Origin of the sequence: Rahnella sp. NRRL B-41462 (assembly GCF_003263525.1) — a bacterium.
In the GTDB taxonomy this organism is placed as follows: Bacteria; Pseudomonadota; Gammaproteobacteria; order Enterobacterales; family Enterobacteriaceae; genus Rahnella; species Rahnella aceris.
Map to the genome: position 1 here is coordinate 1 of NZ_JYDF01000038.1, position 23,892 is coordinate 23,892.

Annotated in this window: 20 protein-coding genes; 8 read left to right on the forward strand and 12 right to left on the reverse strand. The window is 50.9% G+C overall.

Annotation, left to right across the window (positions count from 1 at the left end; translation table 11 throughout):
* From UC14_RS10260 to UC14_RS10300, 10 genes are all read right to left on the reverse strand, one after another.
* The coding region (locus UC14_RS10260) for an ATP-binding cassette domain-containing protein (protein ID WP_157962088.1) at positions 1-254 on the reverse strand (254 nt) is incomplete at its 3' end.
* On the reverse strand, positions 251-1,198 hold the full coding sequence (gene opp4C / locus UC14_RS10265; RefSeq protein WP_013577989.1) for an oligopeptide ABC transporter permease: 948 nt from the start codon (positions 1,196-1,198) through the stop codon (positions 251-253). The genes UC14_RS10260 and opp4C, both read right to left, overlap by 4 nt.
* Complete coding sequence (locus UC14_RS10270) at positions 1,198-2,157, reverse strand: ABC transporter permease (RefSeq protein WP_014416615.1); 960 nt, start codon at positions 2,155-2,157, stop codon at positions 1,198-1,200. The genes opp4C and UC14_RS10270 overlap by 1 nt, the downstream gene beginning before the upstream one ends.
* A gap of 51 nt (positions 2,158-2,208) precedes the next feature.
* Complete coding sequence (locus tag UC14_RS10275) at positions 2,209-3,828, reverse strand: ABC transporter substrate-binding protein (protein ID WP_223510035.1); 1,620 nt, start codon at positions 3,826-3,828, stop codon at positions 2,209-2,211.
* A gap of 391 nt (positions 3,829-4,219) precedes the next feature.
* Positions 4,220-5,206, reverse strand: a complete 987-nt coding sequence (locus tag UC14_RS10280) for a replication initiation protein (RefSeq protein ID WP_013577992.1) — start codon at positions 5,204-5,206, stop codon at positions 4,220-4,222.
* A 565-nt stretch (positions 5,207-5,771) separates the two neighbouring features.
* A complete protein-coding gene (locus UC14_RS26705) occupies positions 5,772-5,981 on the reverse strand; it encodes a hypothetical protein (protein ID WP_157962090.1) in 210 nt (69 codons plus the stop codon).
* Between the two features lie 600 nt (positions 5,982-6,581).
* Positions 6,582-6,791: a plasmid partition protein ParG gene (locus UC14_RS10285; RefSeq protein ID WP_013577993.1), complete on the reverse strand. Its 210-nt coding sequence runs from the start codon at positions 6,789-6,791 to the stop codon at positions 6,582-6,584.
* Positions 6,788-7,414, reverse strand: a complete 627-nt coding sequence (parA, locus tag UC14_RS10290; RefSeq protein ID WP_013577994.1) for a ParA family partition ATPase — start codon at positions 7,412-7,414, stop codon at positions 6,788-6,790. Before parA ends, UC14_RS10285 begins: the two co-directional genes overlap by 4 nt.
* A 1,418-nt stretch (positions 7,415-8,832) precedes the next feature.
* Entirely contained in the window at positions 8,833-9,918 is a 1,086-nt protein-coding gene (locus tag UC14_RS10295) for an ABC transporter ATP-binding protein (RefSeq protein WP_013577995.1), read from the reverse strand.
* A 250-nt stretch (positions 9,919-10,168) separates the two neighbouring features.
* Positions 10,169-11,725 (reverse strand): PLP-dependent aminotransferase family protein, encoded by a 1,557-nt coding sequence (locus UC14_RS10300; RefSeq protein WP_112197644.1) that lies wholly within the window; start codon positions 11,723-11,725, stop codon positions 10,169-10,171.
* A 146-nt stretch (positions 11,726-11,871) separates the two neighbouring features.
* Between UC14_RS10300 and UC14_RS10305 the strand changes: the two genes are divergently transcribed.
* The 8 genes from UC14_RS10305 to UC14_RS10340 all read left to right on the forward strand — a co-directional run bounded on the left by UC14_RS10305 (position 11,872) and on the right by UC14_RS10340 (position 21,275).
* Positions 11,872-13,140: a 4-aminobutyrate--2-oxoglutarate transaminase gene (locus UC14_RS10305; protein WP_112197645.1), complete on the forward strand. Its 1,269-nt coding sequence runs from the start codon at positions 11,872-11,874 to the stop codon at positions 13,138-13,140.
* Between the two features lie 277 nt (positions 13,141-13,417).
* On the forward strand, positions 13,418-14,446 hold the full coding sequence (locus UC14_RS10310) for an ABC transporter substrate-binding protein (RefSeq protein WP_037032714.1): 1,029 nt from the start codon (positions 13,418-13,420) through the stop codon (positions 14,444-14,446).
* 170 nt (positions 14,447-14,616) lie between these two features.
* Positions 14,617-15,882, forward strand: coding sequence for an ABC transporter permease (locus UC14_RS10315; RefSeq protein WP_037032715.1), 1,266 nt, complete (start codon positions 14,617-14,619; stop codon positions 15,880-15,882).
* A gap of 23 nt (positions 15,883-15,905) precedes the next feature.
* On the forward strand, positions 15,906-16,733 hold the full coding sequence (locus UC14_RS10320; RefSeq protein ID WP_014416619.1) for an ABC transporter permease: 828 nt from the start codon (positions 15,906-15,908) through the stop codon (positions 16,731-16,733).
* 88 nt (positions 16,734-16,821) lie between these two features.
* Positions 16,822-17,565, forward strand: a complete 744-nt coding sequence (locus UC14_RS10325; RefSeq protein ID WP_014416620.1) for an SDR family NAD(P)-dependent oxidoreductase — start codon at positions 16,822-16,824, stop codon at positions 17,563-17,565.
* The gene (locus UC14_RS10330) at positions 17,558-18,607 is read left to right on the forward strand and encodes a phosphotransferase (protein WP_014416621.1); all 1,050 of its coding nucleotides are present in this window, start codon (positions 17,558-17,560) and stop codon (positions 18,605-18,607) included. The genes UC14_RS10325 and UC14_RS10330 overlap by 8 nt, the downstream gene beginning before the upstream one ends.
* An 11-nt stretch (positions 18,608-18,618) precedes the next feature.
* On the forward strand, positions 18,619-19,878 hold the full coding sequence (locus UC14_RS10335; RefSeq protein ID WP_112197646.1) for an aspartate aminotransferase family protein: 1,260 nt from the start codon (positions 18,619-18,621) through the stop codon (positions 19,876-19,878).
* Between the two features lie 272 nt (positions 19,879-20,150).
* Entirely contained in the window at positions 20,151-21,275 is a 1,125-nt protein-coding gene (locus UC14_RS10340; protein ID WP_112197647.1) for a GGDEF domain-containing protein, read from the forward strand.
* A gap of 155 nt (positions 21,276-21,430) precedes the next feature.
* Here the strand turns inward: UC14_RS10340 and UC14_RS10345 are convergent, their stop codons facing one another.
* Entirely contained in the window at positions 21,431-22,105 is a 675-nt protein-coding gene (locus UC14_RS10345) for a GntR family transcriptional regulator (protein ID WP_041689163.1), read from the reverse strand.
* A gap of 175 nt (positions 22,106-22,280) precedes the next feature.
* Positions 22,281-23,738: a sugar porter family MFS transporter gene (locus UC14_RS10350; protein WP_112197648.1), complete on the reverse strand. Its 1,458-nt coding sequence runs from the start codon at positions 23,736-23,738 to the stop codon at positions 22,281-22,283.
* Positions 23,739-23,892: the final 154 nt, after the last annotated feature.

A 23,892-nucleotide genomic window follows, 5' to 3' on the forward strand; every position in this document is an offset into this window, starting at 1 on the left:
TGTGACGGCCGCAGTTTAAGCAGGTCACGCCCCTGAAACAGAATTTCACCGCCATCAATACGTGCGGCCTGTGGCGGTAACAGCCCCATCAGCGACATCGCCGTGACACTTTTCCCGCAGCCGGATTCCCCGACAATACCGACAGTTTGACCTGCCTGAACGTCAAAGGTGACATCCTGTACCGCGCGCACACGGCCCTGATCGCTGGAGAACGACAGCGAAAGCTGATTAAAACGGATCAACGGTTGTGTCATTTTTTGCTCCGTTTCAGTTTTGGATCGAGCGCGTCACGCAGCCCATCACCCAGCACGTTAATCGCAATCACCGTAATAAAGATCGCCACGCCAGGCGGCATCCACAACCACGGGCGACGCTGGAAGTCGATCAGACTGTTCGCCGCATCCATCATATTTCCCCAAGACGGCGTCGGCGGCACCACGCCTAATCCCAGATAGCTGAGTGCAGACTCGCTGAGAATGGCGTTCGCCACGGCCATCGTGGCCATCACCACCAGAATTGGCACCGTGTTTGGCAGTAAATGACCGAACAGCCGACGGCGTGAAGACAAGCCGAGCACCTGTGTCGCCAGCATGAAATCACGTTCACGCAGGGAGAGAATTTGCCCGCGCACCAGACGTGCCAGCTTCGGCCATTCCAGCAAACTGAGCATCACGATCACCATGTACACACGGGAATCCGGCGAAAAATCCAGTTCAGAAAGCATCGCGCCCATCACGATCAGCAGCGGCAGGCTCGGAATAGTCATCACCAGATCAGCAAAACGCATGATGATTTTATCAGTCACACCACCGAGATAGCCGGACACCGCGCCCATGAGATACCCGAGTGTCACAGACAGCAACATGGTCAGCATGCCGATAATCAGCGAGATGCGCCCCGCCAGCAGCAGCCGCGTATAGACATCACGCCCGAGAAAATCGGTACCCAGCCAGTGTTCTGCATTCGGCGCTTTGTTGATCATCAGCGCATCAGTGGCATCATCGCGCCAGGGAGAATAGTAAGGACCCGCTATGCACCAGACGGCCATAACCAGCAGCAGAACTAAGCAAAACATTGCCAGCCGGTTTTGGCGCAACGCCCGCCAGGCCTGTCGCCAGGGTGACGGTGTCACCTGAGCCAGCACCGGAATTTGCGCTTCGCGCAGACGGCGGTTGGTTGAAAATAAAGAGCCAAACATTACGACCTCACACGGATACGCGGATCAGCCCACGCATACAACACGTCGGCAATCAGATTGCCAAGAATGGTCAAAACCGCCAGAAACAGCGTGAACCCCATCAGTACCGGGTAATCACGCGCTGCCAGTGAATCAATATGAATGTGCCCTGCACCCGGCCAGTTGAAAACTTTTTCGGTGATCAGCGCCCCGGAAAACAGCCCCGGCAACTCAAATCCGAGCAGCGTAATAATTGGCAGCAGCGCGTTTCTCAACGCGTGTTTGAGGATAACCGTGCGTTCACGAAGCCCTTTGGCACGCGCGGTACGGATGAAATCCATCCGCACGACGTCCAGCATACTGGCGCGAAAATAACGCGTCAGGCTGCCCGCCTGCAGCATCACCAGCGCAACGACCGGCAACACCAGATGCGCGGCCACCTGCATCACCCACGCCCAGCCGGTCGCATCACTGCCGGTGTTAGTCATCCCACCCACCGGCAGCCAGTGCAAATCAACGGCAAACCATTTGATCAGCAGAAGACAGAGGAAAAACGTCGGGAAGGACATCGCGGCGAAAATGATCACACTCACCACATGATCGAACAGGGAATAAGGCTTCATCGCCGAGACAATGCCAACTGCCAGCGCGATCCCCCAGTACAACACCATCGCAATGGTCGCAAGCAGGAAGGAATTCCAGATGTACTGATTCAGCAACTGGCTGACCGGGATCTGATATTGCAACGAAAAACCCAGATCCCCCCGCAACAGATTCCCCAGCCAGTGCAGATAGCGGCTGAGCAGCGGTTGATCCAGGCCGTATAAGGCTTTCAGTTCAGCAGCGCGTTGTGCAGTCAGCGTAATATTACCATCGATAAAATCACCCGGCGTTTTGGCAAACAGCATGAAAATCAGCAGCGAAGCGAGGAACAACATCGGAATGGTTTGAAGTAAACGACGCAGAATGAAATTTCTCATGACTTTCTCATTGAAGCTGCCGGAAGATCCCGGCAGCGGCGTTATTTCTGATTATTTGACAATTTTGACATCCGGCAGACTGCCGGTCAGGCCGTTGTAGATGTCCGGTTTAAAACCGGTCACGCGGGCGCTGCTGGCTGAAAGAATTTTGCGGTTACCGAGCAGGATCGCCGGCGGATCGTTTGCCAGCACTTTGTACAGCTCGTGGTAAATCGGCTTACGCTTTTCGATATCCAGTGTCGCGTTCCCTTCGTTGATCAGCTTATCGACTTCAGGGTTGTTGTAGCCGGATTCGGTAGCCTCGGTGCTGTAATAATCCCACACGCCATCGTGCGGATCGTTAAGCGTGCTGGTGCTGAACGAGGCCAGATCGTAATTACCCGCTTTACGCTGTGACATCAGGGCGTTGAAGTCCACAACCTGCGGTTTCAGCAATACGCCAATTTTCTGATAGTCTTCTTTTGCGATCGGGATCAGCGCATCGTTCAGCACTTTTTTGCTGACCAGCAGCGTCAGTTCGAGACGTTTACCGTCTTTCACACGAATACCATCACCGCCAACTTTCCACCCTGCTTCATCCAGCAATTTATTGGCCTGCGCCGGATCGAATTTATAGGGATTCACGCCATCAGTGTTGTACGCCCAGGAGATAGGCGCGATCGGCTCAATCGCCACAGAGCCGTAACCCTGATAAACCACGTCGATCAGTTTCTGGCGATCCAGCCCGTAGATCAGTGCCTGACGCACTTTCACATCCTGCAACGCAGGGCGGTGAACGTTAAATTCAATTTTGCTGTAATCGCTGGATCCATACAGGTTGATGTTGGCAAAGCCGAGCATTTTCAGCTGCTCGATGTCATCCGGTCGGGAAGTGAAGGCATCGTAATCAGTATCGCCGGTCTGGAATAACTGGAAGTTAGTCGACGGATTGGTCACGCGATAGATAAAGCGCGGAGTCGGCGGTACGCCGCGATAATAATTGGTGTTGGCGTGGAAACGGATCTCCTGCCCCGGGATGTACTTATCGTACACATACGGGCCATTACCGAGCGGTTTGCCATGCAGCGTGCGCAGGTAATCGAGATTTCCCCGCTGATAGCCTTTGCCGTAATACGCTTTCGACAGCACCGGCCCGCCGATTTTTTGCAACGTGGTGGCTCCCGGCTGAGTGGTGGTGACCTGCAACGTCAACGGGTCAATCACTTTCAGACCATTGATGCTGTCCGCCTTGCCCTGCTTATATTCATCACCACCGGCAATGTGTGCCAGCGTGATATCGGTATCACCATCGTATTTCGGGTCATACAACACCGTCAGCGTGAACGCGACGTCTTCTGCAGTCAGTGGTGAACCGTCACTGAATTTCAGGTCAGGACGTAGTTTGATGGTATAGGTTTTGCCATCCGGGCTGACGGTCCAGCTTTGCGCCAAGCCGGGAACCAGCTTGCCCTGGCTGTCCCAGTCAATCAGACGGGCGAAAATCACGTTAGTGACATTTTCATCCCAGCCGTTGACGAAGAAATACGGGTTAAAAATCCCCTGAGGTTCGGAGATCCCGGCGATCACTGTATCAGTGCGCAGTTTTGCAGCCGCAGGAATCTGGCTGACATCTGTTGCCGGTGTGATGCCTTCCTTTAATACATCATCAGCGAATGCAAAAGAAGACAGCATCACGGCGCTGGCCAGTAATGCGATTTTGAAAGAAGCAGTACGGTGCGCGCGTTGTGCGGCTGGCGCGAATGCAGAGCGTAATAACGTAGCCAAAAGACATCCTCATCATAAGTGTGCAAACGGTTTACAAAACATGACAAAGAGTAAGGGTGCCGTTTACCCTTGTCTAACAACGAAAAAATATGGCTTATAGCTTTTAAACAGTACGCAGAAAAAGTCGCCAAAACGGCTAATGTGGAAAGATTTCCTGATATCACCCAGTAAGCGCTTACTAACCCATTAAGCCTTATTCAGAAGGATATGTGCGGTGAATGCTTGCATTTTGGACAAAAGAAAAACGGCGTATCTCGTGAAAGATACGCCGTTTATTTTTATTTCTGCTTAAGGGGAATCAGGCAGCGACTTTTTTGCTACGCGAACTGACTTCTGCCAGGATCGCTTTATGCTTACTCTTCTCGCCGATCAGCTTATACCATCCCGAAAGCTTACGCAGGTCCGGCAAGGTAGCCTTCTCATCCACATCGTAAGCGCTTAGTTTGTCGAGATATTCTTCGAAGATCGTGATGCAACGGCGCGCCCACTCGCCTTCCAGCGCCGATCCGGCGACAGCTCGCGGACGTCGCGGTAAGCGCGGGCGCAGCGGTTTGCTGGCTTCCGGTGCAGATTCATCCACATAGGCAAACTTGATGGATACCACGGTTCTGCCCTGCTTTACTGGCTCCCAGACCACCGAAATATCGGTATTGGCGTTGATCCGGTTGATCGTCGGCTCAAGGAGTTTCTGACGGAAGTCACGATAGTCCTCGTATTTGCCCGCCAAACCGGCCTTCTCGCGCATCCAGTTGAGATCCAGCGTCACTTCTATGGCTTTACCGCTGCGACGTCCGTAGAGGTTCTTAGCTTTGATGAGCCAGCCATACAGCCTTACGGAGAACGGCGTATCAAGTTTTGCGATGTTGGCAAAATTCAATTTGGTAAAAGACTCTTTAAGTTCATAAAGATACGGGGCAACATCCTGTCCGAATCGCAGAACCACTGCGCTGTGATCGTCACTGCTCACATACTCAAGACGTGAAAACCAGGAGAGTTGTACAGTGCGAACCTTGCCGGTTTTTACGTCCGGTTTGTAGATGGTGACCGGCTTTTTCATCAGGCTTTCAGCGGCTTCGCGCAACTGGCGGTGGCTGCTGGTCGGGTTTACCCCGTAGATCCGCTGATAGTCCTGAGGGAAAAGTCGATAAAGCGTATCTGGCTGAGGTTTCCTGCTATCAATTTGTGCCAGCGCCAGATTTAGCAGGCGCATTTCATCCAGAGTGACGCTGTAAGCGCCTTCAAGAAGATCATTCCCCTGAACTACGGTGAGTTTATTCAGTTCCATGTAGCAGGATCCATAAGTGGAAAGTAGGTAAATTATTCCACATAAAAAATACCGACGTAAAGTAAAAACAAGGGTTATTTATCCCCTTAAAATCAGTACTTTAAATAAGGATCCGAAAAACCTGATCAGGAAAAATCTCCACATATTGTTTTCAGCGCTTCCAGGGATCCTTTTTCTAATACGTTGGATCGTCGGTTTTTTTACAGGAAATTATTCCACATATGCGGGTGATAACCTTCGCTGAATTTTATCAGCAATGCGCAACCAGACCCTAACCGCGATCAGAAAATCATTCCACATTTGAAGCGCCCATGCACATAAAACCATCAAATTTACCTTTGTGATCCCCTTCTCACTTCGTTCCGGTCCAGGGTTTCTCACCCTGAGCTGATGCACAGGAAAACTTTCCACGTATAGCCAGCATGGGGATCAGAAAATGTCTCCACATTAAGAGGCAATGATCGCGTCAGCAGGAAATTACTCCACATAAGAAGCCCGATGGCGCTCACAGAAAATGTTTCCACATACAGACCGGGACGGGATCAGGAAATTTCTCCACCTAAAGTCATGCAATGTGGTTTTTCGCCGGGTAAGCATCGTGAATATCATCATCTTTGATCAGGAAAACATTCCACATATAGAGACGTGACGTTGTCACATTTATTTTAATATCCTGATTTATAACAATTATTATGCAGTAGCGATGAGAAGATGCTTTCAAGGGATCAGATAATGTTTCCACATAGGGAGGTTCAGGATCAGGAAAAGCTTCCACATATCCCCTTCCCTGACCGCCTCAAAGAGAATGGGTCTGCCCTGTCTGCAGGTATTTGGGATCCGTTATCGGAGTACGTGACATAACGTGACGCTGTCACAGGAAATTGTTCCACATATTAATGTTAGCTATGGGATCAGGAAATCCTTCCACTTATGAGAAACGCCTGTTGTGACAGTCGGTTAGGCAGATGTTAAGCTTACTGTGGCTGTTGGCTGGCGGGTAACCGAGATATCCACAGAAAATCATTCCACATAGATAATAGATTGATCCGTAAAGAAATTATCCACAGAAAAAGACTCTACATTTGGCATGAAAAGGATCCACATCCAACAGGAAGGATCTCCACCTGAAGCAGGAAATACCTCCACAATACGTGTAGTAACCTATTGATAATGAATAGTAAAAACCGTCTCTAAAGAGAAAGATCTAAACTTAAAAAATAAACAAAACATTATTTGATCTTGGGATCTGATCACCCCGGAGTAGATAATTCAAGAAGGGATAAGTTAGCGTTGAAGGCAGACAGAGCAATGTTCTCAGGCAAGATGTCATCAGAAACGGGCCTTGGGAGACCCGATCCAGCCAGTAATCAGCACATTATGACCGTTCGTTGGTGATGAGCCAGGCTTCGATCAGCTCTGTCAGGACGTCTTTCATTTCGCGATCTTGCAGGAAGCAACTGGTTTTAAAGCGGCGATGTAGCTCTTCATCGATATTGGTCTGCAATTTCTTCACTGATGCGGGTGGTTTAGATACCGCTTCCAGTGCAGTCGTCAGTTGTCTGTGCTGGCCAAGTTTCATTTTCATTTCAGCAACTCCGTAATTTCTTTGGTCATAATTTCAATTTCACCTTTCGCGTTTCCGTCTGTCGTATCGAAAACGGTGCCGCCATCCATCATTGTGCGGATGTAAACCTGGCGCTGGGTCGTACCAGTACGCAATGCGGGAACGCCGGTATCGGCAATGGATTCTTTCAACACTTCAAGCATTTTAGCTGACGCGACTTTTTTGGTGATAAGAAAACGGGCAATCACCGGCTGCAAGTTTTCGCGAGCTTCCACGACGGCCAGAATAGCGCCACAGGCAGCAAAATCTAAAGGTGACGGTGTCACGGGGATGAGTACTAGGTCACTCACCATTACCGCCGCGGAAGAAATAGCTGATATTGCAGCCGCACCATCGATCACCACGTAATCGTATTCTTTCAGTTGCTTACGGACGGTATAGACTTCTTTTTCTGAAGCCGCTTCTGCAAGATCGAACAGGCATTTGCTTTCGTCATACCAGTTGCTGATACTCCCCTGCGGGTCGGTATCCACCATTACGACCTTGTGCCCTTGCCGGGCAAGACAGGTTGCTATGTTTATAGACGTCGTGGTTTTCCCTACTCCGCCCTTCCCGTTCAGGAAAGAAATAATTTTCGCTGCCATGACAACCTCTGATGAAGCGTTCAGTGAAGATAACATGATTCTAAAATCATAAGATTTCAGGATTCATAAACTTTATAATCATAGGATTCTGAGATTTTTAAATCCATGAATCACAGGATTGTGCTGCTACTATAAAGTTTGCATCCGGGGATTTCAATATTTTAGGATTATCGAATTATAATATCTTGTGATTATGAAATCTCAAGATTATGAGATTATGATGCGTGGAGCCAATAAGTAGTCAATCTTGTGATTCCAGGATGATTAAAGCCTGTGATTATATGATTCAGTGATTCCGGTTGGAACGCAGTTGGGATGTCAAAGCAAGTCGGGCAAAAGCAGAGTCATCAATGTACATCTCCGGATTTTAGGATTTTTAAATCTTAGGATTTCAGGATGCAATGATTCCTTATGAGTTTTGCATGTCTTAAGTACATACAGTTTTACGCCAGACATATGAACATCCTGCTATAAAATCTCACCATCTCACCATCTCACCATCTCACCATCTCACCATCTCACCATCTTCGGATTTCGTGATTTCAGGAGTGGCAGGATTGTTTGATTACAGGATTTTTCCAGTCTCAGGATTTCATTCAACCGGACATAATCTCTTAATCCTGGAAGTATTGGAATCCTGTGATTATCATGAACCAGCGGCTAAATATCTTTGAATCCTGGAATCTCTAAATCTTGTAAGGCTGCTATCTTAGGATGAAAGACGGGCTCAGATTATCCTGTACCAGCCTCCGTGTATTCTATAATTACAGGATAATAGAATCCTCGTTAAGATTATAGGATTTCAGGATTACATTAATTAAACACACTGCTGCCTGGCTATCATGAGAGGTAATTGAGAGAATCCTGGAATGCCAGGATGCTTATGTGATTACAGGATTTCAGGATTAAAATCGCAGGTAGGATTACAGGATTTAATGATTAGTTTATGTTTTACATGCAGTTAAGTCAGTTATAGTGATTTTATTTAATGTTATGATTCTGTGATTACAAGATTATATTAAAGGATTACATAATCCTGAGATTCCCATTGAGGATTGTATGATTACAGGATTCTGTGGTGGATCTTCGATTGCAGGATACCATGTGGTTAGTGTCTCGATAGAATCCTGTGATTCTGGTTATTCTGAGATTATACAATCCTGAGATTATTATTGGTCATTCACCTGTACAAATGATTCAGAGATATTGGGATTAAAAGATAGTGGTAATAGCAAATCACCGGATTCGAAGATGCAGGGATTTTAGGATTCTGAGAGTGCAAGATGAGGAGATAGAAGAATATAGGTATGGTGAATCCTGATATCTGGTAATCATTGAATCCCAAGATAAAGAATCTTAGGATTCAACAATCATACAATCATACAATCATACAATCATACAATCACATGATCAGGTGATTAATGCGTGACAACATCAAGTGCCCGGAGATGTTCAGGTTGCCAGGAAAGTAGCACTTCAGCGCCGGGTTGCCACTCCGGTTTCATGGCTGCTGCAGAAAGTTTGACCATGAAATTATCCTGACCGGCCACTTCCGTCATCATGCGTACGTGATCACCCAGATAAATGAATTGCTGAATTCTTGCCTTCACCTGTTCCATTCCGGGTTGCGGATTATTTACGTGAATACGCTCAGGGCGAATAGAGAGCAAAATCTTTTTGCCCGGCGAGCTTGGGCGAATTTTTACTGCACGCAGTTGAGTGCCGTCATCGAGTGATGCGCGGTAATAGTCGCCTTCGGCAGCATTGTTGGTGGCCAGCAGGCTGTTATTCTCGCCGATGAACTGAGCCACGAATGCATTATCCGGTTTTTCATAAATCACATTCGGGCTGTCCATCTGCTGGATCACACCATCATTGAACACCGCAACACGGTCAGACATCGTCATTGCTTCGCTCTGGTCATGCGTTACATAAACAATCGTCAGATCCAACATTTTATGAAGTTGCTTAATTTCCATCTGCATATGTTCGCGCAATTGTTTATCCAGCGCACCAAGGGGTTCGTCCATCAGCACCAGCTTAGGTTCAAACACCAGTGCGCGGGCTAGCGCAACACGTTGCTGCTGACCGCCCGACATTTGGGCAGGGTAGCGGTCAGCCAGAGATTTGAGTTTGACCATGTCCAGAATGCGGTCAACTTTCTCTTTGATATCAGATTTATTAAGCCGTCGAATGGTCAGTGGAAATGCCAGATTTTCCGCCACGGTCATGTGAGGGAAAAGCGCATAGTTCTGGAACACCATGCCGATATCTCGCTGATGTGGTGGCAAATTATGCAGAGGTTTATCGCGTAATAAGATTTCACCCTGGGTAGGCGTTTCAAAACCTGCAAGCATCATCAGACTGGTGGTTTTGCCGGAACCGGAAGGGCCCAACAGTGTCAGAAATTCTCCTTCGTGCACATCAAGGTTGAGGTTTTTGACTACCAGCTTGTCCCCGTCGTAACTCTTTTTGATATTTTTGAAGCTGACATACGTTCTCATCACAGGCACTCCGCAAATAAAATTATCGAAAATGGGATGACGCGACACGGCACAATTTGTGCATAAAACATCCTCAGAAGGATTGTTTGTCTGGCGTTATTAAAAATCTTTACCATCCGCTTCTGACGCTAACAAGCATTTTTTGACAAAATAACACAAAAAATAAGCCTGAGAGAAATCTCGCAGGCTTATGAATCTTATTGTTATTTTTATTTCAAAAGAGTTTATTGCTAGCAGTAAGATCTGTGTTTTACGCAGGATCAGGCAAATCACCTTGCAGGGCCAGCACCCTATTGTCAGCCCCCGGGATTGCACCACCGGCTTGCAGCCTGTGTCGCAAACACTCCACGATGTGCCTGAAAGCCGTTTCAATTTCTTCTTCAGGAACGCAACCGTAACCGAGCAAAAGCCCGCGCCGCGGGGCAGGGCGCAGGTAATATGCCGACAGCGGCCGAGTGAGAATTTTTTTCTGCTCCAGCTCTGCGCTCAGCGCCACATCATCAATCGAATCAGGCAGTGACAAAATCAGATGCAAACCGGCGTTGCTGTTTTCACACAGGAATTCCGGACCGAGTTCCTGTCCGATAAGCCGTATCAGGGCATTACGTCGTCTGCCGTAAAGCAATCGCATCCGGCGGATGTGGGCGGCGTAATGCCCTTCGCGAATAAATTCCGCAAGCGTAAGTTGCGTCAGTCCGTTACCGGCACGGTACAACTCGGAGTGCGCAATTTTGAGGCGCGATGCCAGCGGGCGCGGCAGGACGACATAACTTATCCGCATTGCCGGATACAATGTCTTACTGAACGTACCGATGTAAATCACCGGCGCATCGCTGCTCAGTCCCTGCAACGCGGGGATCGGACTGCCCGAATAGCGAAATTCGCTGTCGTAATCATCTTCCACTACCCAGCTACCTTGCTGGCTGGCGATGGCAAGAATTTTTTGCCGTCGGGCCAGGCTCATCACTGAACCGAGCGGATAGTGATGTGACGGTGTCACGCATATCAGCTTAGGTGCGCGGTCCTGTGGCGGGCTGTCGGGCGGGTTCAGCCCGTTTTCATCCACCGGCACCGGCTGAATATCCACGCCGTTGATGGTCAGCACATTGCGTATTCCCCAGTAGCTCGGTTCCTCAATCCAGGCAACATCGCCCGGGTCACAGAGCATTTTCGCCAGCAAATCCAGCGCCTGGTGGGTGCCGGCGGTGATCAGGATCTGATCTGCCGTGCAGTCAACAGAACGCGCTATACGCAAATAATCTGCCAGCGCATGTTGCAGTTGCGGGCAGCCACCATGGCGGGAGTAGGTGAGGAATTCGGGCGGCAGACGACGGCTCAGACGGTTCTGCAACTTACGCCAGATGTCATGCGGAAATTTTGTGACGTCCGGAACCCCGGGCATAAACGCGCCCCACTGATGCGAGGCAACGCCGGTACGCGTCAGCAGTTGAGAACCGCGCTTGGAAAGTGACACGTGGCTGCGAACCGGTGCGCAGCGCAGAGGTGTTTTATCGGCGATCACGCCGTCTTTCGGTAAATCTGCGGGAACGAAGGTTCCGCTTCCGGTGCGGGTCTGAATGTAGCCTTCGGCCTGTAACTGCTCGTAGGCAGCCAGCACCGTATTGCGCGAAATATCCAGTTCTTTGGCAAGGTCTCTTGAGGCGGGCAAGCGGCTGCCAGGCGCAATACTGCCATCAAATATAGCCTGTTGTAATGCCTGATAAACCCGCTTGTTCAGCGTGCCGGGCCAGGCATCTGAAAGCTCAGTGAGACGTTGCAAAATGAGGTCAGAAAGCAATGAGCGCAAAAGTGGATCCTCAAAATAAATGAAACTGGTTCTGGATTATAGAGCCGCTGGCGGGATAAAAAACAAGTACAGATTGCTAATTCGACAAATTGTTCATCTCGCAACCGGCAATCTATAAAACATCAACCTGAAGGCAGGAGCGAAAGATGAGTCACAGTGAACTGGAAAAACGCCGTAAAGAAGCGACGCCGCGTGGTGTAGGTGTCATGTGTGATTTCTATGCGGCAAAAGCAGAAAATGCCACGCTGTGGGATGAACACGGGCGGGAATACATCGATTTCACTGCCGGGATTGCGGTTCTGAACACCGGGCATCGTCACCCGAAAATCGTTGAAGCCATCCGCAACCAGCTCGACCTGTTCACACACACTTCCTACCAGATTGTGCCTTATGCCAGCTTTGTGAATCTGGCTGAACGCATCAACGCGATTTCTCCGGTGAGCGGCAAAGCGAAAACCACTTTCTTCAGTACCGGCGCGGAAGCTGTCGAAAACGCGGTGAAAATTGCCCGCTCCGCCACCGGTCGCCCGGGCATCATCACTTTCTCCGGTGCATTTCATGGCCGCACGCTGCTGACCATGGCGTTGACCGGCAAAGTAGTGCCTTACAAAATGGGCTTCGGGCCGTTCCCGGCCTCGGTCTTCCACGCCCAATATCCCAACGCCGTTCACGGTGTCACCACTGAAATGGCACTCGACAGTATTGAACGTATTTTTCGCAGCGATATCGCGCCGCAGCAAATTGCTGCGATCCTGTATGAGCCGGTACAAGGCGAGGGCGGTTTCAATATCGCGCCGGAAGATTTCGTGAAAGGGCTGCGCGAAATCTGTGACCGTCACGGCATCGTGATGATTGCCGACGAAGTACAGAGCGGCTTTGCGCGTACCGGTAAAATGTTCGCGTCAGAATACTATCCCGATGCCAAACCGGACATCGTCACGATGGCGAAAAGCCTCGGCGGCGGTTTGCCGATCTCGGGCGTAACCGGGCGCGCCGGGCTGATGGACGCACCGGAGCCGGGCGGCCTTGGCGGTACTTACGCGGGTAATCCGCTGGCCGTGGCCTCTGCGCTGGCAGTGCTGGATATCATCGAAGAAGAAAAATTGTGCGAGCGCGCAAATCGTCTGGGTGCAGAGCTGACTGAAGTACTCGGGAAAGCCAAAGCGAATTGTGCGGCACTGGTGGATGTCCGTGCGCGTGGTTCAATGGTGGCGGCCGAATTTAACGATCCGGTGACCGGAAAACCTTCTTCTGAACTGACCAAACAGTATCTGCGCAAAGCGCTGGACGCCGGATTGCTGATGCTCAGTTGCGGTGTGCATGGCAACGTGATCCGTTTCCTTTATCCGCTGACCATTCCTGATGTGCAGTTTAAAGAAGCCCTGGCAATTTTGTCCCGTGTGCTGACTGACTGAGGAAACCTGTGCATCGGGCTGAGTGATTAGCCGTTCAGACAGAGTGCACAGATGCACGAAAGCAGTGCCAATAATAAGAAACTGAGTGTCATGAGGCATAAAAAAATTACATAACGCCTCTTCAATCCCTGTCCGCCCGCCGTTCTGTGCGTGGCGGATGGACTCAACCGGAATGGCATGGTTTATGCTTTATTATAAAATATGATGCATCATATTTTTAACACTGCCGTTCTCTTAGCGTTTTTCCTTACTTTTTCGTTAACCCAGGAGTCACAGCATGTTCAAGAAAATAGCCCTTACCACGCTTCTTGCAGGGTTGGTGTTTCAGGCTCAGGCGGAATCCCTGACCGTGATTTCTTTTGGTGGCCTGAATAAGGACGCCCAGGACAAAGCATTTTACAAACCTTTTGCGGCAGCAGGAAAAGGCACGATTGAGCCAGGAGAATACAATGGCGAAATGGCGCGCATCCGTGCCATGGTTGAAACCAAACAGGTTGGCTGGGACGTCGTGGAAGTGGAAAGCCCGGAGCTTATCCGCGGCTGTGATGAAGGGCTGTTCGAACCGCTGGACTGGAACAAGCTGGGCGACAAAACGCAGTACGTGCCGGGCGCGGTCACCGAATGTGGTGCGGGCATCTTCCTGTGGTCAACCGTGCTGACTTATGACGCCAGTAAACTGAAAAAAGCGCCAACCAGCTGGGCCGACTTCTGGGACGTGAAAGATTTTCCGGGCAAACGCGCACTGCGCAAGAGCGCCAAATTCACGCTGGAAATCGCCTTACTGGCAGACGGTGTGAAACGTGAAGATATTTACAAAGTCCTGGCAACCCCTGCGGGCGTTGAACGTGCTTTCAAAAAACTTGACCAGATCAAACCGAACATTCAGTGGTGGGAATCCGGTGCACAGCCGTTGCAATGGCTGGTGTCCGGCGATGTGGTCATGACCTCTGCGTATAATGGCCGCGTCAGCGCCGCGCAAGGTGAAGGCCACGATTTCAAAATGGTCTGGGACAACAGTCTCTACGACCTCGACAGCTGGGCCATTGTCAAAGGTTCCAAACACAAAGATCTGGCCGAACAGTTTATAGCCTTCGCCAACAAACCTGAAAACCAGAAAGTCTTTGCCGAAACCATCCCCTACGGCCCGACCGAGAAGTCGGTCACCGGCATGATAGACGCGAAATATGCTCAGAATCTGCCAACCGCTGAGAAAAACCTGGCAGGCGCTTTGCAGGTAGATACTAACTTCTGGATTGAGCATGGTGAAGATCTCGAGCAACGGTTCAACGCCTGGTCTTCTAAGTAGTCGGCCCTTCATCCTTCAAGCTGCACCTGCGCTGGCTTCACTCGTGAACCCCGGTCACATACTCAAGTATGCTCCCGGGGATCCGTCTCGTTCGCCGCCTTGCTGCAACTCGAATGAGTTTGGGCTGTGAGCCCGATAAAAGCATAAAAACCTCGCAGCGGGAGAAAAACATGAGTCAAACCGAAATGTTGACCACACCGGTGACGGAGGGATCAGCAGAAGGGCCAACATTGCGTCAGCGTCTGCGTAAAGTGGAAGCGGCGTATACGCGTCGTTCTTTATTGCTGATCGCGCCGCTGTTGCTGTTTGTTATTGTCAGTTTTCTGTTCCCGATTGCGTCCATTCTGGGCAAGAGTGTGACTAATCCGGAACTGGGCGCAACCCTGCCGGAAACTGTGGCGCAGCTTGCACACTGGGACGGCAAAACCGTGCCGGATGAAGCGACGTTTACTGCACTGGTCACCGATTTGCGTCATGCCCGCAGCAGCGGTCAGATGGCAACCATTGCCAAGCGTTTAAGCTACGAAGATAACCGTTACCGCAGCCTGATCACTGGCACATTACGTCAAGTACCCGCGGGAGGGGGCGCGATCCGTGAACCGTTAATCCAGAGCATGCCGCTGTGGGGTGAACTCAGCACCTGGCAGACGCTGCAACGTGCTTCGGGTCCGGTGACTTCTCTCTATTTATTGTCGGCGTTCGACCGGAAGGTAGACGTGGATACCGGCAAAATTGTCGCACTGCCACCGGATCAGGCGCTGTACGTCAACGTGCTGCTGCGCACATTGTGGATGGCGCTGGTGGTGACGATTTGCTGCGTCGTGCTGGGTTATCCGCTGGCGTACTGGCTGGCAAAACAGCCTTCCGGACGCGCGAATTTGCTGATGATTCTGGTGTTACTCCCGTTCTGGACGTCGTTGATTGTCCGCACGGCCAGCTGGATTGTGCTGTTGCAATCGGGCGGCCTGATTAACCGGGCGTTACTTTCCACCGGCATTATCGATCACCCGCTGGTGATGGTGTTCAACCGCCTCGGCGTTTATATCTCGATGACGCACATCATGCTGCCGTTTATCGTCCTTCCTTTATATGCGGTGATGAAAGGCATTTCGCCTAATTATGTTCGCGCCGCGATTTCATTGGGTGCGCATCCTTTCTCCGCTTTCTGGCGGGTATACGTGCCGCAAACTTACGCGGGTGTCACTGCCGGTGCATTGCTGGTGTTTATGATGGCGATTGGTTACTACATCACGCCTGCGTTGCTGGGCGGTCCGGGCGATCAGATGGTCAGTTATTTCGTGGCGTTCTTTACCAATACGACCATGAACTGGGGCATGGCCGCAGCGCTGGGCAGTCAGTTGCTGGTGATTGTGGTGCTGCTGTACATCGTTTACATCCGCGTTACGCGCACTAAAGCTGAAATTGCAGCGCATTAAGGAGCCCGAAGATGAAACACGCAATGAGACAAAAAGGGGCGTTAATCCTGCGGTTATGGCGCTGGTGTTTTAATTTCTACAGTGCGGCGGTCCTGCTGTTTCTGATTGTGCCGGTGCTGATCATCGTGCCGCTGTCATTTAACGCCGGTTCGTTTCTCAGCTATCCGCTGACAGGGTTTTCGCTGCGCTGGTATCAGACGTTTTTCCATTCCAATGAATGGCTGAGTTCACTGGGTAACAGCCTGCTGATTGCGCCACTGGCGACTTTGCTCGCCACTCTTCTCGGCGTTCTGGCTGCGGTCGGGCTGGTGCGCGGTGAATTTCGCGGTAAATCACTGGTGATGGCCATTCTGATTTCGCCGATGATCGCGCCGGTAGTGATTATCGCCGTTGGCATGTTCTTCTTCTTTGCCCGCGTATCGCTGCTCAACAGTTATCTCGGGCTGGTGCTGGCACATGCATTACTTGGCGTGCCGTTTGTGGTGATCACGGTAGTGGCGATACTCAAAAATTACGACCGTAATTTATCCCGCGCCGCCGCCAGCCTCGGCGCGTCGCCGTGGACCGTATTCCGTAAAGTTACGCTGCCGCTGATTGCGCCGGGTGTTTTCTCAGGAGCGCTGTTTGCGTTTGCGGCGTCATTCGACGAAGTGGTGGTGACGTTATTTCTTGCCAGCCCGCGTCAGCGCACGCTGCCTATCCAGATGTTTGCCGGTATTCGTGAAAACCTCGACCCGACCATTGCGGCGGCGGCGTCGCTGATGGTCGGTGCATCGCTGATTTTGCTGCTGGTGATGGAACTGCTGCGCCGCCGTGGCGAACGCCTGCGTCATTCGCCGACAACACACTGACGTTAAATTCATCAGAGGACTTTACAGGTTCTCTTTTTTTGATTATTCCTGATGCATCAAATATCAAAAGTAACGGGAGCCATTTCTCATGACTGACACAACTCAGAAAAAAACGCTTTTGCTGACCGGCGCAAGCCGTGGCATTGGTCACGCGACAGTCAAACATTTCTATGCTGCGGGGTGGCGGATTTTCACCGCATCGCGGCAGAACTGGGTGGATGAATGTCCGTGGGCAGAGGGATTTCTCAATCATATTCACCTGGATCTGGAAGACATCGACAGCGTGCAGAAAGCCCTGCCGATGATCAAAGAACGCCTCGGCGGGCGGCTGGATGCGCTGGTCGATAACGCGGGTATTTCACCGAAAACCCCCACCGGTGGCCGTCTCGGTGTGCTCGACAGTGATTACGCCACCTGGTTGCAGGTGTTTAACGTCAACCTGTTTTCAACCGCCATTCTGGCAACCGGATTATTTGATGAACTGAAAACCGCGCAGGGCAGCATTATCAACGTAACCTCGATTGCGGGCAGCAAAGTGCATCCGTTTGCCGGTGTGGCCTATGCCTGTTCTAAAGCGGCGCTTTCGACGCTGACCCGCGAAATGGCACACGAATTCGGCCCGCACGGCATACGGGTAAATGCCATTGCGCCGGGGGAAATTGATACCGCGATCCTCTCGCCGGGCACGCAGGAAATTGTCGAGCGCAGCGTGCCGTTGCAGCGACTGGGTAAGGCTGAAGAAGTCGCTTCACTGATCCATTTCCTGTGCACATCGGGCGCTTCTTACGTGAACGGCGCTGAAATCCATGTGAACGGCGGTCAGCATGTCTGAAGCGCCGTCATTGCTCACCACGGAGGTACCGCGTGTCAGCAGGTCGCAGGCAGAAAATATTGCTGCGCAGGTTTACGGGCTGGAAGGCAAAGCGGAGGTGCTGGGCGGCGAACGCGACAGCAATTTTTGCCTGACCACGGGGCCTGGCCACGCTTACATGTTGCGGTTTGTTAATCCGGCGGAAGTGCCCGCAGAAGTGGCTTTCCAGACCGCCATTCTCAGCCATCTGGCGATACGCGACAGCCAGTTGCCGGTGCCACGGTTGCAGGAAAGTCGCCACGGTGAACTTACGCCGCAGGTGACGGTTGACGGACAAATGCTGACACTGCGTGCCGTCAGTTATCTGCCCGGTATCGCGCAATATCAGGTGTCGCGTTCAGCGGTGCTGATGCGGGAAATTGGCGACACGCTGGCACGGCTGGATATCGCGCTGAGCGATTTTAACCATCCCGGCGCACAGCGTGATCTGCTGTGGGACATCAGCGACATGTCACGCCTCGAGGGCTGGTTAACGCAACTCACTGACCCTGAGCAGCGCCGCACCATTACCCGCGTGCTGGAAACCCACCGGCAAAAAGTGGTTCCGGCCAGCCAGCGGTTGCGCAGACAAGTGATCCACAATGACCTGAATGCCCATAACGTTCTGGTAAACAGCGCTGATCCGCAGCGTCTCGCGGGCATTATTGATTTCGGTGACGCCCTTCACGCGCCCCTGATTAACGAACTGGCTACCGCCCTGGCTTATCAGCTCGACAGCGACGGCGACGATCTTTTCCTCTATTGCCGTCCGATGATTGCTGCGTATACCGCGCGTTTGCAACTCACCGGTGCCGAGCTGGATGTTTTACCGGAACTGGTGGCGTCACGACTGGCGCTGAGTCTGCTGATTGCCCAGCATCGTGCGGTGCTGTATCCGCAAAACCGTGATTATATTTTGCGTAATCAGGCGCATGCATGGGGAAGTTTATCGCGTCTGATGGCGCTGCCGTTTTCGCAGACTGACCTGATATTTCGTCAGTCATGCGCGTTTGAACAGAAATAAGAGGCCGTTATATGCTCACTCCGAAACAGGTTTTAGAAGGTCGTCAGCAATTTCTTGGCGGCGGTTACCGGCTGTTTTATCAGGAACCGCTGCATGTGGTGCGCGGCGAAGGCGTCTGGTTATATGACAGCGAAGGACGGCGCTATCTGGATGCTTACAATAATGTTGCGTCTGCCGGTCATTGCCATCCGGCGGTGGTTGAAGCCATCACCACGCAGGCCGCGCAACTCAATACACACACGCGTTATCTGAATGATGCGATTGTCGAATTTGCTGAAGATTTCCTGACCGAGTTTCCTCCTGAGCTGCGCAACCTGACCATGACCTGCACCGGCAGCGAAGCCAACGATCTGGCGCTGCGTGTCGCACGACAAATTACCGGCGGGCAGGGCGTTATTGTGACGAGCTGGGCGTATCACGGTGTGACCAGCGCGCTGGCAGAACTTTCCCCCTCGCTTGGTGACGGGTTTGAGCAAGGCAAAAATGTCTGGCTGACTGATGCGCCGGACACGTTCCGCCATCCCGGCGTATTCTCTGCGGGCGTGGAGCGCGCGCTGGAAGAAATGAAACACGCGGGCGTGAAACCGGCGGCGTTGTTAGTGGACACGATTTTCTCCAGTGATGGTGTATTCAGCCCGGACCCGCTGGACATGCAGCGCGCCGTCGGGCTGGTGCGTGCGGCAGGTGGATTATTTATCGCAGACGAAGTGCAGCCCGGTTTTGGCCGTACCGGCAGCCAGCGCTGGGGCTTCGCCCGCTACGGCGTGACGCCTGACCTGGTCAGTCTGGGCAAACCGATGGGTAACGGTCATCCGGTCGCCGGGCTGGTCGGCAGACCGGAACTGTTTGCGGAATTTGGCCGCCGTCAGCGCTATTTCAATACTTTCGGCGGTAACCCGGTTTCCTGCCGCGCCGCGCATGCCGTTTTACAGATTTTACGTCGTGAAGAGTTGCAGCAGAATGCGCAGATGACCGGCGCAATCTTGCGTGAAGGGCTACAAAAACTGGCGCAACGTTATCCGGTCATCGGCGATGTACGCGGCGACGGTTTGTTTATCGGTGTGGAACTGGTGAGCGATCAGCGCAATACGCCTGCGCCGGAACTGGCGGCATTTATCGTCAATGAAATGCGCCAGAAACAGGTTTTGATTAGTGCTACGGGACCGGCGGCGAATGTCCTGAAAATTCGCCCGCCGCTGGTCTTCCAGCCGGAACACGCGACGCTGTTGCTGCAAACACTGGCAAGCGTGCTGGCGGAGATGCCGGGATAATGAACGCACATTTGCGAAACCGAATGTGCTATAGAATTCAGGAACATCGGCTATCCGCGTAATGTATGCGCCTTTAGCTGATGAGGTACTGAATGTCGGGTCTTGAATGTAGCGATTTAAAAATCTTAGTCAATTCATAACAAAAACAGAGTTAACTCTTTATCAAAAAGATCTTTGTTGAAGACCTGGTGAGTGGTATTTTAAAATCACATGAGGGAATTATAAATTACTTGAATGTATTAAGAATGTGATGGTTACTCAGGGAGTAAAGAATGATTTATTCAAGTTGGAAGTGGGTAGTATTACTCCCGTTACTTACAAAACCTGTTTCATTTGTTTTATTTGGTGGTGTGGTCTCTTCACTTATTATTTTCCCTTTATTGTACAGCCAGGATGTTCAGGAGTGGAAAGGCAATATTAATAACATTCAAAATATGGGCAGCTTTTATGATTCAGATAATTTGCAAGGAGATATCTCAGCAGGAAACTATATCAGGAATCCTTCACAATACACTGAGGTGCAAGTTAAGACTTTACTGTTCTCTAAGTCAGGAAATCCGCAAGAATGTAACGCCAAAATCCGAGAGTTTTTAACTTCAGTCAAAAAAATACAGCCTCATAATATTCCCGTTGTATTAAATAAAGTGTGTGCTAATCGTGGATTTGCTATCGGAAGGTTTGCTGATGAGAATACCATCATTTCTATTTTACCCTTGCATGATAAAGGCTACAGTTTAGTCGGGGTTAAAATACGTAAATACTCCATTCTGGGAAAACCCGCTTTCTCGAAATCTATAATGAATTTTTCGAACGTCTGGCCTGCATTAATTATTATCATTTTATCGATGGTTATTAGCTATTTACTGTCATTAATAGCAGGAGGATATCTCCGGGTCCTCAATGAATATGCATCTAAAGATGGATTAACAGGATGTTTACGAAGGGAGGCATTTTACGCGAAAGCAAGTTACGAATTAGAAAAATCCAAGAAAAATAATGCGCCTTTTAGTGTTTTAGTGATCGACCTTGATCATTTAAGAGACGTGAATAACACCTATGGCCATGCCAAAGGTGATACGGCTATTTCTCTGATTGCTGAAACAATACTTAAGAGCTTACGTGGAACTGACTTTGTTGGCAGGGTGGGAGGCGATGAATTTATCGTTATACTTAAAGATACCACACCTGCAGATGCATTATTAATCGCAAACAGGATCCGTCATTCAGTGAAGAGTTTAAAACTTGATGATTTATCTTTATCAGTAAGTATCGGTATCTCTCAGTGTGAGAAACAGAATGCAACATTACAAGAAATCATTTCTAAAGCCGATACGAATCTCTATCTGGCAAAGCGTCAGAGAAATGAAGTTGTTTTTGAAAATGATATCCTCAGGTAATTTCTGTTGTTACAGTATGCCAGTTACTACTGGCTGATGTTTTCTTCTATGTGTCAAATAAATGCGATTTCACTTAATACATTAAAAAGAGTCCGCGAGATAATCTCAGACCCCCTGAATACCCTTTTTTCTCAGCGCATACGTTAGCACGCACGCTACAGGACTTTGCGACTTACGCTCAGAAACTCGACCATCTTCTGGCTGCCGTCGAGAATGTCTTCCTGAATGGCACGCCTGGCGGTTGCGCCGTCGCCTTTACGCAGTGCAATCAAAATCTCTTCGTGATGTTCAATGGCCATACGTTGTGAGAAATGAGCATAAGCCTGTGCAATCAGCGGGCCGGTGCGCATCCATAAACTGTCGATGAAATTGCTTAAAAGGGGCATCCGCGCACTTTGTGAGAGCATCAGATGGAACTCGCTGTTGAGGCGCAGTGCTTCGGGCAAATCTTCGCTGCTGATGGCTTTGCGGTTATCTTTAATATTCTGCGTAATCCGTTGCAACTCATATTCCGTTACCGATTGCGCTGCTTTCTCCGCCCCGAGACCTTCCAGTTCCAGCCGTAAGGTGCGAATTTCCTGATATTGCTGTTCATCGAGCTGCGGTACGCGGATGTCTTTCGGGGTACGCATTTCCAGCGCCTGTTCTTTGGCCAGCTGTAAAATCGCATCCCGCACCGGCGTGACACTGGTACCCACCTGTTCGGCCAGTTCGCGGATACGTAAACGATCATTAGGTTTCAGGCGGCCGGTAATCAGTGCCTCGCGCAAGGTGGCGTAAACGCTGCTGCCCAGATAGGCGTGATTAATTGAGTTGATGGGATAATTCAAAAGTTCACCGTAGCAATGAGAGTGCGCATACCCGGAGTTGGGAAGAGGCCGTGGAAAACGATTATACAACATGATGCATCAAATGTGAGGATGGCGGGGGCAGCCTTTTCTTTCTTTTGAAGCGACTGCCTGGCCAGATATCATGCTGACCAGGCAGGGTTATTACATGACCAGCTTAACTTCCTGCTTCCTGCGGAGCAGGGTCATCCTGCAAGTGCTTTTTAAAGTGTTTCTCAATCTGTTCTAACGTTTTACCCTGCGTTTCAGGCGCAAAGATAATGGCAAATATTCCGCCTGCGACACCGATGGCGGCAAAGCAGAAGAATGACATCGTCAGCCCGATAGACTCCAGCATGATCGGGAACATAAAGGCGATGGAGAAGTTGGTCATCTGCATGGCAAATACCGATACGCCGTTAGCCATGCCGCGGATGCGCATCGGGAACATTTCCGACAGCAGCAGCCAGGTAACAGGCGACAACGCGCCCTGCTGGAAGCACAGGAAAATCAGCATACCGCCAAGTACCAGATAGCTGCGAACCGCATCGGGATGACCGTTGACAGTTTCCGGCATCAGCCAGGTGACTAATCCGATGGCAAGCAGCGTCAGGGTACAGCCGATCTGACCGGTCAGCAGCAGCGGACGGCGCCCGAAACGGCTGAGCAGCATGATGCCCACAAACGTCATGATCACTGAGATGACCCCGTTGGCGATAGTCGCCATCAGAGACGCATTAGTGCTTAACCCCGTGGCCTGCAACATGGTCGGTGCGTAGAACATAATGGTATTCACGCCGGAGAGTTGTTGCAGCATGGCGATACCAATCCCCAGAAACACCAGACGTTTCATCCACACGGAGATAGTCTTCTGGCGGCGGGAATGCTTCTCGCTTTTGGAACTCATGGAACTGCGGATCTCGCTCAGCTCTTTCTCTACTCTGCCTGCCTTACGGGTACGCTCCAGCACGTCACGCGCTTCGCGATAGCGGCCGTGCATGGCATACCAGCGCGGAGTATCAGGCAGGAAAAGCATCCCGACCCACAGCACCACGGCCGGAACGCAGGCGACACCCAGCATCCAGCGCCAGGTGGTTTCGCCACCCCACACTTCGTTGATGGCCGCATTACTGGTATACGCAATCAGCTGGCCGGAGACGATCATCAGTTCCTGTAATGTAACGAACTGCCAGCGGCGATGAGAGGGGACGATTTCCGCGATATAGATGGGCACAATCGCTGCCGCGCCACCGACTGCCAGCCCCAGAATAAACCGGCAGATAATCATTATCACGACGTTGGGCGCCATGGCACAACCGAGCGAACCGGCCATAAAGATCAGTGCCATCACCAGAATGACTTTCTTACGCCCGAAACGGTCAGCCACGCGACCAGCACAGACTGCACCCACAGCCGAACCCAGTATCAGGAAGCTGGTGACCATCCCGGTTGTTAACGATGTCAGATGCAGATCGTGCTTCATGAACAGCAAAGCACCGGCAATCACCCCGGTATCGTAGCCAAAAAGTAAGCCACCCAGGGTGGCAATAAAGGCAATTACTTTCACCAGCGGTTCGGTCGGTTGCGAGGCTTTCGCCGCCTCATCCCGACCGCCACTGTTTATTTTCTCACTCACAGATGCTCCCTAATCATTACTTTTCTTATGGTTTTTGTGTGACTCATGTCACACATTATAAATCTAACGCATAATCCGGATATTGAAAGGAAACGGGAAAAATGAAGGGAAACGAAGGCTGGTGGCGCTGAATTTAACGGGGGAAATATTACTT

Bases quoted from the DNA above. Each gene is read 5' to 3' on its own strand.
- opp4C (WP_013577989.1), bottom strand. From the start codon at position 1,198: ATGTTTGGCTCTTTATTTTCAACCAACCGCCGTCTGCGCGAAGCGCAA.
- UC14_RS10270 (WP_014416615.1), bottom strand. From the start codon at position 2,157: ATGAGAAATTTCATTCTGCGTCGTTTACTTCAAACCATTCCGATGTTG.
- UC14_RS10275 (WP_223510035.1), bottom strand. From the start codon at position 3,828: ATGCTGTCTTCTTTTGCATTCGCTGATGATGTATTAAAGGAAGGCATC.
- UC14_RS10280 (WP_013577992.1), bottom strand. From the start codon at position 5,206: ATGGAACTGAATAAACTCACCGTAGTTCAGGGGAATGATCTTCTTGAA.
- UC14_RS10285 (WP_013577993.1), bottom strand. From the start codon at position 6,791: ATGAAAATGAAACTTGGCCAGCACAGACAACTGACGACTGCACTGGAA.
- parA (WP_013577994.1), bottom strand. From the start codon at position 7,414: ATGGCAGCGAAAATTATTTCTTTCCTGAACGGGAAGGGCGGAGTAGGG.
- UC14_RS10295 (WP_013577995.1), bottom strand. From the start codon at position 9,918: ATGAGAACGTATGTCAGCTTCAAAAATATCAAAAAGAGTTACGACGGG.
- UC14_RS10305 (WP_112197645.1), top strand. From the start codon at position 11,872: ATGAGTCACAGTGAACTGGAAAAACGCCGTAAAGAAGCGACGCCGCGT.
- UC14_RS10310 (WP_037032714.1), top strand. From the start codon at position 13,418: ATGTTCAAGAAAATAGCCCTTACCACGCTTCTTGCAGGGTTGGTGTTT.
- UC14_RS10315 (WP_037032715.1), top strand. From the start codon at position 14,617: ATGAGTCAAACCGAAATGTTGACCACACCGGTGACGGAGGGATCAGCA.
- UC14_RS10320 (WP_014416619.1), top strand. From the start codon at position 15,906: ATGAGACAAAAAGGGGCGTTAATCCTGCGGTTATGGCGCTGGTGTTTT.
- UC14_RS10325 (WP_014416620.1), top strand. From the start codon at position 16,822: ATGACTGACACAACTCAGAAAAAAACGCTTTTGCTGACCGGCGCAAGC.
- UC14_RS10330 (WP_014416621.1), top strand. From the start codon at position 17,558: ATGTCTGAAGCGCCGTCATTGCTCACCACGGAGGTACCGCGTGTCAGC.
- UC14_RS10335 (WP_112197646.1), top strand. From the start codon at position 18,619: ATGCTCACTCCGAAACAGGTTTTAGAAGGTCGTCAGCAATTTCTTGGC.
- UC14_RS10340 (WP_112197647.1), top strand. From the start codon at position 20,151: ATGATTTATTCAAGTTGGAAGTGGGTAGTATTACTCCCGTTACTTACA.